Here is a 14,584-nt window from a genome sequence, read left to right as displayed (position 1 = left end):
AAAAGCTTAGCATAGACTATTTCATATCTATGGAATATTGGGCAGTTTTCAAGTCATTGTTAAGACTGTCCCTGTATTGAATTCTCAGCAAATATTCTCCTTTTAAGCGGGAGGGCTTGAAAGAAAAGTTAAGATTGCCATTATCATCTGTTTCTTTGTCCGTCTGCCAGGTCAAAGTAGTCCTGAAATCAGGAAAATGATTGTTATTTCCATCCACCATAGAAGAGCGGTATTCATAAGGTTTTTGAATACCGTTGTAGGTAATAAACAAGGCATTTTTAGGCAAGTCAAAACCTCCAAAATCATTTTTAAAGGAGGTAAGGTTCACCATCCCGGTAAATTGTTGATCATTGATATAAAAATACCGGTTGATTATATCCATGCTCTCAATTCCTTTTGGATTAAAATTAGCATAAGCTTCACTGTCGAAGACAGGCATTCCATCAATGACAAGTAGGGGGCTTTCTTTAAACACAAGATTATAGGGGATATTAAAATTTTTAAATATTGTCTTGCGATCTTGATTTCGAACCAATACCATTGGTACATATTCTCTGATAGTGGTAGCCATATCGACAAATCGATTATAATCGTCCAAGGTGTAACTATAATCTGTAATGTATTGGAAAGGCAAAGGTTTTTTAAGGATTGCTACCGGTCCAATATAATATTGATGACTTGCCCTGGCTAAGATCTTTTCCTTGATAAATTCTTCATCATTTTGATTTAGATTTAAAGCAGGTAATTGAAAATTTTCATTAGGAACCTGGTCCCAAAAAGGAGAAGCAAGAATAAAATTTACCTGTTGGTCAGTCTCAGCAGTTTGGATGATACCGTAGTCATAGTAAGTGAAATTACCCGTTTCAAAATACAGCTCTCCTTTTTCATTTGGAGTATCAATAAACATATGGGATTGACTTCCATGAAGGGTAAGGAAGAATACTTTAGTGGTGTCTATTAAATCGTCCAATAATTTTCCTTTAATGATATGTCCAAATAGCTCGGGAACCAAAGCTGTGTTTGAATCAATATCTACAGGATACATCATGCTGTAATTTAAAGCTGTACCCAGGTTGTCAAATGGTGTTGTTTTATTAATTACCAATGAAATCTCAGTTGCCTTTTCCATTGGGATCGACACTTCTACCAAGCTGTCCTTACCATTTATGAATTTGGCCTCCAATGGCTTAGCAGTGCTGTCCTTTACCAAGGTTGATGAGGGTGTGATTACAGGTGGGATTTTTGGGTTTATAATAGATACCAAGGATTGAAATACCCCTTCTTCTCCTGAAATATAAGGGCTGATCCTTGTATAGACTCTCAAAAGATAGTGATCTGAAGGCAAGTCGGATGGAAGCATCAAATAAGAGCTGACTTCGCCATTTATCAGTTCTGCGAGATCTTTTACGACAGAAATCCCATTTCTATCCAATAACTCCATATATATGACTTTAGAGGGACTTGGTCCTCCATTCGTTTTCACAGATACGCTCATCCATAGGTATTCTTCCGTTAGTGATACGGGGTTAACTACTTGAACGGTTACCTTTTCTTCTGGAAGTTGCACTTTACTTTGTCCACTTACTGGGTAGCTTCCAATAAACCAAAGACTTAATGTCAATATAGTCAAGGTCAAGTTATTAAGTTTTAGCAGCCTACTCATCTTCCCAATAATCTGGTTTTTGTAGCACTCCTCCTCTGAGCCTACAATCTGTACATCCCTCTGTTGAATAAAAGTATCCTCCACAAGGTAAATTTTCACAATATTCATATAAGGGTGTAAAATTCAATAAGCCAAAGATTTCTTCATAGTCTATAGGAGCAACTGTATCGATGACGCAGCCAAAATAATCCTTTAATGACGTTCGCCATGGCAAGACATCATTTGAATTGATATACAAGATTTTTTCGTTGGATTTTCCGGCAGAAACGTAGCCAATAACCGATTCGTCTGGATCGTCTATGGCGTGAATATTACTTGAGACAGCAGAAGGTAAGGGGCTGAAAATATCACCTATGTCATCTGAGTTTCTTCTGATGCTTTCCCAGAAAATATAGGCTTCTCTATCTATGGCATATTGCCGTGCTTTTATGCGATACCGAACACCTAATTTTTCTGAAAGACTGTCAATTGTTAGCAATTCTTTTTGAAATATTCTATTGTTTTCAAATCTAGAAGAGGCTTCCAAAATCACCCTTCTGGATTGATCAAAATTGTAACACCTGTTGGTTAATTGATCTAATGGAATGGCGACCATTTCTTTAGTATCCTTGTCATAATTAAAGAAGGAGGTATATGGGGTCCGGTACATCCAGGTTTCGTCATATTGCCATAAAAAATACTCTGCTTCATCATTCCCTGTTGTGTTGCTATACACTTGCACATTTCCATCCTCTTTGGTAAACGTGATGTCAAAGTCTGGGCTTATAATTGGCTTAATTTTATCTGAGACATAACTTTGGCCATTGCTTAAGTCTATGGTAAGAGTATACACCTCATCTTCAGGGAGAAAAGCATCAGTAACATAGGCTCCCCAATTATCGGTGCCCAATTCCCAGCGCTCACCATTCTCACCAAGTAAAGTAATGATTGCTCTAGGCACAGGTAAATTAGGTAAGTCAGTATACAGTGGAGAAGCCAGACTTAGCTTAATACTGGTGTTGCCACCGCCGACTTCTATAAATCCTTCTACCACCAAAATACTTTCGTTGAGTTCTTTTAGCTCTGGAGTAAAAGGTTCTCGGCAACCAAAGAAGACAAATAGAACACCTAGAATTAGAGGAAGGTGCATTTTTTTAATTACAGCATCCATCAAAATTTAAAGTTATAGGTGATAAAAGGAATAGGTCTTGCAAAAATAGAAAGCTTGTAGCCTTGAATTGATCCATTTTCTGGGGAGAAGTATACTGAATAAGGATTTGCTCTACCTAGTACATTGTATATACCTAATGACCAGGAAGCATGCGCTAGCTTTTTGACTTTATGATTGCCCTCAATGTTGAAAGATAGGTCCACTCTGAAGTAATCTGGAATTCGGTGATCATTTCGATCGGAGTAGAAAACCCTTTCTGAACCATTGTAATAGAATTTAGCTATAGGTAGTGTTATCGGTCTTCCTGTACTGTAATTGGCGTTAACAGAGGTATTGATTCGTTTGGTGAATTCAAAATTCCCTGCCAGCATGATGTCGTGTGGTTGATCGAAATTGCTTGGGTATAATTTACCTTTATTAACTTTCTCACCCAATTCTTCAGGGTTAGTCCTCAACAAGGAGCGAGAATAGGTATAACTCACCCATCCATTTAATTTCCCCTCGGTTTTCTTTGCCATCATCTCAACACCGTAGGCTTTACCCTCCGTATTAAGTATATCCTGTTCGATATTGTCATTCAAAATTAAAGAGGCACCGCTTCTGAAGTCTACCAAATTTTTCATTTTTCTATAATAGACTTCAATGGAGGTTTCTATAATGTTTGATTGATAATTTTTAAAAAAACCGATAGCCCATTGTTGTCCCATTTGGGGTGCTAAATGTGGATCGCTTAGCTTCCAAGTATCAGTAGGGGCGATGGCCGAAGTATTAGTAAGCATGTGTAAATGCTGTCTCATACTATTGTATCCTGCTTTAATGGAGGTGAAGTTATCTAAGGAATACCGCGCAGAGAATCTAACTTCTGGGCCCTGATACGTGTTAATAAACTCTCCTGAGGAATAGGTGGATTCGCCTGTTTTGGTGTCCTCTGTTTTTATAGTATTGGCAGGATATTCATTGATAGTGTTTGGCCCCAGGTAATTATAAATCACATACCTTAACCCATAACTGAACATTAGTTTTGGATTAAATTCATAATTGTCACCAACAAAAAACGAGGTTTCCAGGGCATTTTCACGTGTAACCCGTTCATTTAAAAGGATGGATTCACTTCCTTGGGGTACTTGTTTACCAGGATTGAGATTGTAATAAATGGCATTCATTCCAAAATCCAATTGGTGTTTGTCATTTAAATCATAGGTGAAATGATTTTTCCAACTGCTTTGGTCCATACCAAATCCAAAAGTAAAGGCATTTAAAGGATCTTGTTGGCTCTGAATGTTAAAAGAATATTGGTCATGCCCTAGATGGAATTTGCCCTCAAGTCGATCACTGAAATAGTGGGTCCATGTAGCACTTAGGTTGCGGTTTTGGTAATTGAATACGGTGTCTTTATCAAAACGGAAGGAATCCTTACTCCAATAGGTAGAAAGGGTTACCTCATTGTTTTCGTTGATTTGATGCTTCATATTGAGATTCAAATCATGGAATGATGCCCTACTGTCTCGGAATTCCGACTCTTCATCCAGAAACCCAAATAGCCAATTAGAGTAGGTGCTTCTTCCGCCCAATGCAAATGTGGTTTTATCAGAAATTGGACCTTCTAAATACAGCCGGCTTGTCATTAGGCCAATACCTCCTCCTCCTTTGATTTTTTCCGAGGAGCCGTACTTACTTTTGATGTCCAATACGGAAGACAATCTGCCGCCAAATTGGACGGGAACACCCGCTTTGTAAAGATCCACACTCTCCACCATGTCTGGATTAAAGGCTGAAAATAGTCCAAAAAGATGTGTAGGGTTATATATGGTGGCCCCGTTAAACAAAATCAAGTTTTGATCTGCTGCACCACCTCTTACATTAAAGCCAGCGCTGGCTTCCCCTACAGTTTTCACACCAGGAAGAGTCAGAATAGCGCGGAGAACATCCACTTCTCCCAATACGGCAGGTAACTTTTTTAAGGATTGTACTGTGATTGACGCCAGACCCATTTCAGGACGTTCAATATTTGCCGATTTTTCTGAGGTTACTGTAACTTCAGTTAGCGAAATAATATTATCGTCCATTTCCACATTTAATTGGCCGCCTCCTAAAAGATTTACCTGTCTTTGCTCTTGGTAAGCACCAAAGTTCTGAAAAACCAGGGTATGTCGGCCTTTGGGGAGTGTAATTGAATAATGACCATATTCATCTGATATGGATTTTGCATTCTGCCCAGTAGTATATATCAAAGCGCCAATTATGGGTTCTTTAGATTCAGCACTGGTGATTTTTCCCTCTAGAATAGCATTGGTTTCTCCGGGTGAAGCACTACTGTTTCCTATTTCCCAAAGCCTGTTTTTGGCAAATGTTCTATCTTCTGATTCCTGTTGGCTGTTTTCGAACAAGTTTAAATCTTTTTCTGCTTTTTGAACTTCAAAAAAGTTAGCTGGAAGCCGCATGTCCAAAGCTGATCCTTTGCTAATGAAAATCCTCTTTTCATTATCGATAGCATAAAAGAGTTCTGTGGAAGTAAATACTTCATCAAGAATGTCCTCAATGGGGCTTTCATAGGCATTGATGTTTATGGACAATGTGTCTACATCAGCAGGTTTGAAGAACAATTTATAATCTGATTTGCTCTCAATCATTCGAGCAAATTGATTAAAGGAAATGCCAGAGAAAATCCCAGAAATACGGTCCTTATCTGGTGTCTGAGCCACAGAAAGCTGAACGAACACCATACAAAGCAAACTGCTTAGTCGTAATATTTTCTTAATCATGGTTGGACATTATTAGACATACTTACCAAAGTTTGCAGGTAGGCTTCTTTGTTTTTCTTATACCTTAATCCAGCTCTCTTAATCTCTTGTTTAGCTTGTTTTTTGGAAATCCCCAAAGTTTCAAAAAGATTTCTTTTACTTGGAACAGGGACCAATACGCCATCTAATTCGAAAAAATACCTAATCACTTCATCATAGCTTCTTTTAAGCTCTATAGTAGAAGACTCTTGCTTTTTTTGTTTTCTGTGTTTGGCATACAAGCCGGTTTCTCCAGTTACAATTTCTCTATAAAAACCATTCGCATGAAATAGGAAACCAGCTGGTTGCTCTCTTTTAACAAAAGTAGAACCATCCACTAACTTGAACCGCTCAATTTTTTGATGATTGAGGATCATCCTTTGGTTAAAAACAGATGAAAATGAAATAATCCAGTCTTCCCATATGTCATATTGAAGTGGCACATTCTCAAAATGGAATTCACCAATGGTTAAAGTGCCAAAATCGATTTTAGCAGACAAATAGAAGGGATGCCCGTCTAAAGATCTATTCTCCTCAATATAATGAGTACCGGTATTTATTTCCGGATAAAACTGTAGTACCTCTTTATACTTTTCAGCATATTGTTTTGAAAAAGACGCTTGAGCTTTCGTTTGAAAAGGCAATGTCAAAACAATTACTACAAAAAAAACTTTGCGCATAATGAAAGCAAATCTATTGGGCTAATATCTGTGAACTAAAACATCTGAAATATAGAACTTTTAATTTATGAATAAACACGGGGAATAGATATTACTAAAAAAAACATTAATACGCGTGAAATAAAGAATAGAATAACCAATAAATGCTTCAATTTTTAAGCAGTATAATTTTCTTGTGATGGTAGTAACACATTCAGGAGACGTATAAGTATTACAAAAATAGAATTAAATGACTTTAGATTTAAATCTACTCATAGACTTTTTACGTTTCTGACTAGGCAATCACTTCTTATTTTAAAATATAGATCAGCACGGAATCGCCATCTAATATTTGACTGATATTTTTGACTTATTGGTAGACTTAGAAAGAGTGACAGTAGGTCAAATTGGGTTTTTACTTTCAGTTTAAGTTTTGATTTCATCAAAATGGTAAACAAAGAAGCTTATGGTGGAATGGTTGCGACAATGCGATTTTAAGCATTAAAGCCATAAATCTGGCTTGATTGTTGGCTTGGGACATTACTTTAAATTATTGCTATTTTTTAAATAAGACAATAAAGTTGATAAATTCAATACTCAAAATTTCCAAAGAAAAGTCACCACACCTTGTGGTCGTCGGGCTAGGTTTGTCTGGGGTAGATTTTCTTATAGGTTGGCAAGAACGTTTTAAGGATTTGAATGTTACCATTTTCGATAAGTCAAGAACTTCCCCCTTTTTAATTGAGGCTTTGTTTTTAATAAGAAATAAAAAGCTGTTTCCAATTTCTGGTGAAGAATCATGTTATCAGATGGAAAATTTTACATTGGCCTATAACTTCTCTAAGATCAATTCAATCGATCAAGAAAAGAACGTTCTTTACTATAAGGGAGGAGCAATTAACTACGACTATCTATTGATTGTGAGTGAATTTGAATTGAAGGTTAGATTAAAAGAGGTTGGTAATCTTACTAATTCGGCATTTCCAAAAAACTCCTATGGCCCAGATTTTCAGAATTTTAATGCGAAAAAAGTCATCATTGAGGGCCATGGGTTGGCAACCATGGCCATGGCCTTAAAGTATTTGGATTATGGCTATTATCCCTCAATTGTTTGTAAACATTCCAGACTGGCTATAGGCGAATTACCTACAGAAGAAGCTTGGTTATTTAGCAAATATTTTAAGCGAAAGGGGGTCGAATTATATTTTGAAACCAGGATTGAAAAACCTATTGATAAGGAAGAGGACGACCTGATAAGGCTACAAATAACCAATGGCATGGATGTTTTGGCTGGAAAAGTGGTCGTTGTGGATGATGAAAAGGTAGGTCCTACTTTTTTGAATTTAAAGAAATTCTATTCGGATGCAGATTTGAAGACCAACGCGGGACATTGTGTTTTAGGTTATTCCAATGTGTATGCAGTGGGTGATAAAATTACGGTTGTGACAAAGGAGGAAGCGGAAAGTTTTACCTACCTAAATGGTAGGGATAAGTTCAAAATTGAGCCTTGTACTGAAAATTTCCCAAGTAAACAATATGTTTTTAAAGACCTTTCTTGGCAAACTTATGGGAAAATTTCCCCCGAATGGGGTAATGATACCCAAAATTTTTACTGGGAACACCCGGTAGGCGATATTTCATTTAGACTTCACTATAGAAAAGATGATTTTTCGATAAAAGGGATTGCTTGCTTAGGATTAAGGTTTAATAAAACATATATGGCTTCTGCATTGCAAGCTAATAGTAAAGCACACGACTTTATTAATAGCATGGAAGAAGGATTGGAGCAAAATTATTATTCTTCTGAAGCATGTTCATTGATTAAAAAATCCTTTGGAATTGAGTTTAAAAAGGTGATTAAAACCTATCGCTCCTCATTATTAAAAAGAATTGTCAAAAAATTATTTTCTTAAGAGCTCATCAAAAAAAAGCAGGTGATAAGGGAGTGAATTGGTCCAATATTCCCAATTGTGGGTTCCCGGTCTTTCAATATAATCATGTGCAACCCCAGCTTCAAGAAGGAGCTGATGCATTTGTCGGTTAGTACCCAATAGAAAATCTTCTGTACCACAATCAATGATCATATGCACTCCATTCTCTTTCATTTTTTCAATGAAGCCTACAACAGTATAAGGGCTAAAAGGGGCATCGTAGTTGATTTCTCCCAACATTTCTTTTTGTTGTTTAACCCTTAATTCCTTTCTGCTTTCGTCAATATCCCATTCACGGGTATCAATATTCATTACACCACTCATGCTCCCTGCTGCAAAAAATAAACCCGGGTGTTTGGCACTCAACATCAATGCGCCATGCCCACCCATTGAAAGTCCAGTTATTGCCCTCCCAGACTTCTTGGAAATGGTTCTGTATTTTTGGTCGATCTCTTGTATTAAATCTATCGTTATATAGGATTCATAGCGAACGGAGTCTAGCAGCGGGCTGTCGTAATAATAGCTGTATGGCCCCACTTCTGGGGTTACAATAAGAATGTCATAGGTATTGGCCAATTCAGGCAAAAGCCCAGGCCTTTTTCCGTTTTTATGCCAATTGCTATAATTTCCACCGGCACCATGAAGTAGGTATACTACAGGATAATCCGCATTGGTTTTATTATACGAGTCCGGATAAGTGATGGCATACCTCATTTCCTTTTTGAGACTATGGCTGAAGTGCCTTACAGTGTCTACTTGCGCGTAGGAGTTGCTGACAATAACTATCAGGAAGGTTAGGAAAAAACAAGTTTTGGTAGAATATCTCATGAAAAGTTGTAAAAGCATAGGTGAATTTCCCTATGAGTGATCAGTAATGTTAAATCAGCGATAATCACTAAGCATGCATTGACCTTAATGCAGTTAAAACACCTCAATTATCAATTACAAACCTAAGTTAGTTTTTCATTCCACAAAAGACTACTGTCGCCATAGCTTAAGAATCTATAATTATTGTTTATTGCTTCTTTATAGATTTCCTTCCAATTCCCATGCGTAAAAGCGGCTACCAGTAAAATTAAAGTAGATCCTGGTTGATGAAAATTGGTCACTAGACCGTTACATAGTTTAAATTTATAACCTGGGAAAATAAATATCTCTGTGGTTCCTGTAAGATGATCCAATTCATTTTGTTGCATCCAATTAAGGATGGCTGTAAGGCTTTCAGTTTTTCCTGGTAAACTAGGGTATTCCTGATAGGGGGCGAGTTTCTCTATGTGAAATACATCCGTATTTCCATTTAGTAAATTAACACCAAACCAATAAAGGCTTTCTAAAGAACGCATGGAGGTAGTTCCCACGGCAATAATATTTCCTTTAGTGGCGATTAAATTCAGAATATTTTGTTTTGAGAACACCATTTGTTCACTATGCATCGGATGTTCAATAACATTGTCATGTTTGATGGGCTGAAAAGTTCCTGCCCCTGTGTGCAAGGTAAGGTATTCCAGAGAAATTCCCTTTGATGTTAAATCGGTGAGGGTTTTATCTGTGAAATGGAGGCCAGCTGTTGGTGCTGCTACTGCACCTTCTTTGTCAGAGTAAACTGTTTGATAACGCAATTTATCACCTTCCTCTGCGGCTCTGTTTAGGTAGGGGGGGAGTGGGACTTCTCCGCTAGCTTCCACTATTGAGGCAAAGGATTTGTTCTTGGGATTCCAATTCAATTCAACAGCTCTATTTTCCCTATCGATAAGTTTGGCTTCTAAATTATAGGTAAGCGAACCGATGTGGATTTGACTGGTAAGCAATTCATTTTCTTTCCACCTTTTAAGGTTACCAATCATGCATTTCCATGTTACAGGACCAGTACTTTCCATGCTTTGCTGAATGAGCGAAGATGGCAGAATTGGGTTTAATAAAAAAATTTCAATCTTGGCTCCGGTAGCTTTTTGAAAGTGAAGCCTAGCTGGAATTACTTTAGTATTATTGAAAACGAGTTGGCTATTTTCAGGTATTAATCCTGCAATGTTCGAAAATTTCTCATGAAGGACAGTGCCATTTTCATAATGTAATAGTTTGGACTTATCTCTATGTTCAAGGGGATATTTGGCGATGAATTCTTCGGGGAGTTCATAATAATAATCCTGAAGCTTTGGAGCACTTTCAATGCGCATATTTTTAATAATTCTATATATTGAACATTTTTTACAAATCCGATGCAAATATAGCCCTTTACATCCAATTGCGGGATATTATGCCACGTTTCTATGCAGACATTGACCATTTGAATAATATCTGTAACATTTACTGCTGTTCGTAATGCCTTAGCTTTTATGAATTGAAAGAAAATGGTCATATTTGAGTGTAACGAAAAATAAAAATGACCCAATTATTTAAAGTTAAATGTTCAATTAAAGCCTACCCTTTAAATTTCAAGTTTGAAGCTGGAACCAGTAGAGGAGTACTTAAAGAGAAAATAACTTACTTTATTCAAGTCACTTCGGACCAATTCCCAGGCACAATTGGCATAGGAGAAGCAGGTCCTTTAAAAGGACTCAGTAAGGATGATGTCCCTAATTTTTTTGAGGAGGCGATTAAGATTTTGAAGTTAGTGGAAAAAATGGAACTTCAGGCTAGTCAGGAAGTACTGCTTCGTCAGGTGAACAACATGATGCTTCAGGATTTCCCAAGTGTGCAATTTGGTCTCGAAACAGCCCTACTAGACCTGATTAATGGCGGCCAACGAAAATTATTGGACAATGCCTTTTATGCTTCAGGTTCACCGCTACCTATAAATGGTTTGGTATGGATGGGGGAGAAAGCTTTTATGGAAAGGCAGATAGATCAAAAGATCGAGCAAGGCTATGACTGCATAAAAATGAAAATAGGGGCCATTGATTTCGATCAGGAATGTGAACTTCTAGGAAAAATACGTTCTCGTTTCTCCACCGATAAAATTTCAATCAGGGTAGATGCAAACGGCGCATTTGCCCCTCAAGATGCCTTTAAGAAACTGGAAAGGTTAGCTAAATTTGAAATCCATAGCATAGAGCAACCCATTCAACCGGGATTGATTGATGAGATGAGGGAATTGTGTAAGCAATCTCCCATTCCAATTGCCCTGGATGAAGAATTGATAGGGATTTATGGACGGGAAAATAAGCTTCAACTCTTGGAATCCATAAGGCCTCACTTTCTTATCCTAAAACCTACTTTGCTTGGTGGAATAGTTTCCACTAGAGATTGGGTAGCACTGGCCCAGCAAACTGACACGGGTTGGTGGATGACCTCAGCTTTGGAAAGTAACATTGGGTTGAATGCGATTGCTCAACTTACTTCCTCACTAAAGGCTGAAATGCCTCAAGGCCTAGGGACAGGGCAATTGTATCATAACAATCTTGATTCTCCATTAAAGATCTTAAATGGAAAATTAAGCTATGATAGCACGTTGGATTGGAAATTATCAGAAATTTTAAATGATTAACGCAGGGTTTGCCATAGGATGAGTATCGCCTATTTAGAATTAAAGGTTATGTATGTTTAACTAATAGTTCAAAGAGGAACTCTTGAGGTATATGCCTTTTTAAAAAAACAAAAGGGAAAGATAGGTAGAAACCAAGTTTAGTAGCCATCTAACCTAACTTTCAATTTATTATTACCAGCAGTATTATCAGCTTGCAGAAAGGCTGTTGCATATTTCAAGTATAATCAACTATTTTAGGTACCAGTATTTAATTCCATCAAATAGAGGGATAGACGCTATCCTTTTTACACTTATAAAAGAACTTTCTATGAAGATAAACCCATCTTACCTCTATATACTTTTCTTATCTCTTGTGGCAGCCATTGGAGGATTTTTGTTTGGGTATGATACTGCTGTTATTTCAGGAACAATTAGTCAAGTGAGCCAGCAATTTGAGCTGTCGGTAATCGCCCAAGGCTGGTATGTAGGTTGCGCACTACTTGGGTCGATAATCGGGGTAAGCTTTGCTGGTGGACTTTCAGATAAATACGGAAGGAAAAAAGTGATGCTCCTTTCAGCTGTTTTATTTTCTATTTCCGCGATAGGTTGCGCCATAGCCGGTAGTTATAATGAATTGATTATCTATAGGATAATAGGGGGAGCGGGTATAGGGATGGTATCGATTGTTTCGCCAATGTATATATCCGAGGTTGCCCCTTCAGCCATTAGAGGGAGTCTGGTTTCATTGTATCAGTTAGCGATCACTATTGGGTTTTTAGGTGCTTTTTTAATGAACTTTCAATTGTTGCGTATTGCTGAAACGCAACTTTTCATAGATAGCCCTTTATTGTCTCAAGTCTTTCACAAGGAAGCTTGGAGGGCAATGTTGGGAATGGAAATCCTTCCGGCATTTTTGTTTTTTATTGTGCTGTTGTTTATACCTGAAAGCCCCCGTTGGCTTGTCATTAACAATCGAATCACTAAAGCTGAACATGTCTTCACGAAGCTTTACACCTCAGCTGTCACTGGTAAACAAAAAGTTAAAGAAGTTTTGAATCTGGCAGATCAGAACACAGAAAGCAACTGGGGCCTGTTAAAAAATCCGTTAATACTAAAGCCTGTATTGTTGGGGATGGCCATAGCCATTCTAGGCCAATTCATGGGCGTCAATGCTGTGCTGTATTATGGGCCAAGTATTTTTGAGCAGTCTGGGTTAAGTGGGGGGGACGCCCTTTATTATCAGGTGATGGTGGGGATCGTAAATGTTTTAACAACTATTTTGGCATTGTTTATTATAGATCGGGTAGGGAGGAAAAAATTGGTTTACTTTGGTGTATCAGGAATGGTCCTTTCCTTACTATTGATAAGCTTTTATTTCTATGGAAGCGAAATTTATGGCTTGCCTTCCCTTTTTTTGCTGGTGCTATTCCTTGCCTATATATTTTTCACCGCCATTTCGATCTCTGCTGTAATTTTTGTTTTGCTATCTGAAATGTACCCCAATAAGGTCAGAGGTTTAGCCATGTCGATTGCTGGATTCTCACTTTGGGTAGGTACCTATTTGGTTGGTCAATTGACTCCATGGTTTTTGAAAAATTTGGGACCTTCGGGTACATTTCTGTTTTTTGCATTGATGTGCTTTCCCTACCTGTATATTATCTGGAAAAAAATACCCGAAACAGCTGGTAAGAGCTTGGAAGAAATAGAAAATTACTGGTTTGGAAAAGGGGTAAATAATAAATAATTAGCAATGAAGCAATATTTGAATTTATACAAAGAGGAACTTTTAAACAATGTGATTCCTTTTTGGGAGAAGAACAGCCCTGATAAGTCGAATGGTGGTTATTTTACCTGTCTTGATCAGTTTGGTAGGGTGTATGACACAGACAAATTCGTCTGGTTGCAAGCCAGACAAGTATGGATGTTTGCCATGTTATATGATCAGGTGAAACCAAATAAGCAATGGCTTGATTTTGCCAAGAGTGGGGCTGCCTTTCTAATTAAACATGGTAGGGATAAAAACGGTGACTTTTATTTTTCTTTAAATCAAAAAGGGAACCCATTGGTTCAGCCTTATAATATTTTTTCCGATTGCTTTGCAGCAATGGCTTTTGCAGCTTTAAACAAAGTAGCCCCTTGTGAGGAATATGCGGAAATAGCCTTGAAGACATTTGAAAATATCTTGAAGCGAAAGGACAATCCAAAAGGCTTTTACAATAAAACCTTTCCAGGTACGAGAAATTTAAAAAGCTTTGCCTTGCCCATGATTTTGAGCAATTTAACACTGGAGATGGAGACATTGCTAGAGGAGGATAAGGTCAAGTCATTGGTTCCAGGTGTAATCCACGAGGTAATGGAGGTTTTTCTTCAGGAACAATCAGGATTGATATTGGAGAATGTGAATACAGATGGAAGTTTTTCAGATTCCTATGAAGGAAGGTTAACAAGTCCGGGGCATGCCATCGAAGCGATGTGGTTTATGCTAGACTTAAGCCAAAAATACAAGGATGATAGCTTGTGCCAAAAAGCAATAGCTACTGGTTTGAAGACTCTTGAATATGGCTGGGATAAGGAGTATGGAGGCATATATTATTTCCTGGATATTTTGGGTCACCCATCTGAAAAGTTAGAATGGAACCAGAAGTTATGGTGGGTTCATTTGGAAACTTTGGTTTTTTTATCCAAGGCATATGCCATCACAGGCAATAATGAATGCCTTCAGTGGTTTAATAAAATACACGACTATACCTGGAAACATTTTAAAGATCCCGATTCCCCAGAGTGGTTTGGCTACTTGGACAGATACGGCAAGGTGCAGTTGCCATTAAAAGGTGGAAAGTGGAAAGGTTGTTTTCATGTACCCCGGGGCTTGTTTCAAGTATGGAAAAGTTTAGAGAAAATCAAATAAAAAAACATTCAATTTAAGCCTATTAATTAT

10 protein-coding genes are annotated in these 14,584 nt (G+C 37.6%); 4 read left to right on the top strand and 6 right to left on the bottom strand.

Annotated elements, in window-relative coordinates:
• Positions 1-16 precede the first annotated feature (16 nt).
• The 4 genes from AAC073_RS01115 to AAC073_RS01100 are packed head-to-tail and all read right to left on the bottom strand — an operon-like array spanning position 17 to position 6,273.
• A complete protein-coding gene (locus AAC073_RS01115; protein WP_339921985.1) occupies positions 17-1,771 on the bottom strand; it encodes a hypothetical protein in 1,755 nt (584 codons plus the stop codon).
• Positions 1,656-2,813 carry a DUF4249 domain-containing protein gene (locus AAC073_RS01110; RefSeq protein ID WP_339921984.1) on the bottom strand — a complete coding sequence of 386 codons (1,158 nt, stop codon included), beginning with the start codon at positions 2,811-2,813 and terminating at the stop codon, positions 1,656-1,658. The genes AAC073_RS01115 and AAC073_RS01110 overlap by 116 nt, the downstream gene beginning before the upstream one ends.
• A complete protein-coding gene (locus AAC073_RS01105; RefSeq protein WP_339921983.1) occupies positions 2,813-5,575 on the bottom strand; it encodes a TonB-dependent receptor in 2,763 nt (920 codons plus the stop codon). Before AAC073_RS01105 ends, AAC073_RS01110 begins: the two co-directional genes overlap by 1 nt.
• Positions 5,572-6,273: a hypothetical protein gene (locus AAC073_RS01100; protein ID WP_339921982.1), complete on the bottom strand. Its 702-nt coding sequence runs from the start codon at positions 6,271-6,273 to the stop codon at positions 5,572-5,574. Before AAC073_RS01100 ends, AAC073_RS01105 begins: the two co-directional genes overlap by 4 nt.
• Positions 6,274-6,833: 560 nt before the next feature.
• Between AAC073_RS01100 and AAC073_RS01095 the strand changes: the two genes are divergently transcribed.
• On the top strand, positions 6,834-8,165 hold the full coding sequence (locus tag AAC073_RS01095; RefSeq protein ID WP_339921981.1) for an FAD/NAD(P)-binding oxidoreductase: 1,332 nt from the start codon (positions 6,834-6,836) through the stop codon (positions 8,163-8,165).
• Here AAC073_RS01095 and AAC073_RS01090 read toward each other — a convergent pair.
• Together AAC073_RS01090 and AAC073_RS01085 are read right to left on the bottom strand one after the other, a co-directional pair.
• A complete protein-coding gene (locus tag AAC073_RS01090; RefSeq protein ID WP_339921980.1) occupies positions 8,154-9,011 on the bottom strand; it encodes an alpha/beta hydrolase family protein in 858 nt (285 codons plus the stop codon). The genes AAC073_RS01095 and AAC073_RS01090 overlap by 12 nt on opposite strands.
• A gap of 122 nt (positions 9,012-9,133) precedes the next feature.
• Positions 9,134-10,357: an S-adenosylmethionine:tRNA ribosyltransferase-isomerase gene (locus AAC073_RS01085; RefSeq protein ID WP_339921979.1), complete on the bottom strand. Its 1,224-nt coding sequence runs from the start codon at positions 10,355-10,357 to the stop codon at positions 9,134-9,136.
• A 206-nt stretch (positions 10,358-10,563) separates the two neighbouring features.
• Between AAC073_RS01085 and AAC073_RS01080 the strand changes: the two genes are divergently transcribed.
• From AAC073_RS01080 to AAC073_RS01070, 3 genes are all read left to right on the top strand, one after another.
• A complete protein-coding gene (locus AAC073_RS01080) occupies positions 10,564-11,667 on the top strand; it encodes an o-succinylbenzoate synthase (RefSeq protein WP_339921978.1) in 1,104 nt (367 codons plus the stop codon).
• A 307-nt stretch (positions 11,668-11,974) separates the two neighbouring features.
• Positions 11,975-13,390, top strand: coding sequence for a sugar porter family MFS transporter (locus AAC073_RS01075; RefSeq protein WP_339921977.1), 1,416 nt, complete (start codon positions 11,975-11,977; stop codon positions 13,388-13,390).
• 6 nt (positions 13,391-13,396) lie between these two features.
• Entirely contained in the window at positions 13,397-14,554 is a 1,158-nt protein-coding gene (locus tag AAC073_RS01070; RefSeq protein WP_339921976.1) for an AGE family epimerase/isomerase, read from the top strand.
• Positions 14,555-14,584: the final 30 nt, after the last annotated feature.

This window comes from uncultured Cyclobacterium sp. (assembly GCF_963977555.1).
Classification (GTDB): domain Bacteria; phylum Bacteroidota; class Bacteroidia; order Cytophagales; family Cyclobacteriaceae; genus Cyclobacterium.
Note: the sequence above shows the minus strand (reverse complement) of the source record. Positions and strands in the feature narration are given on the sequence as shown.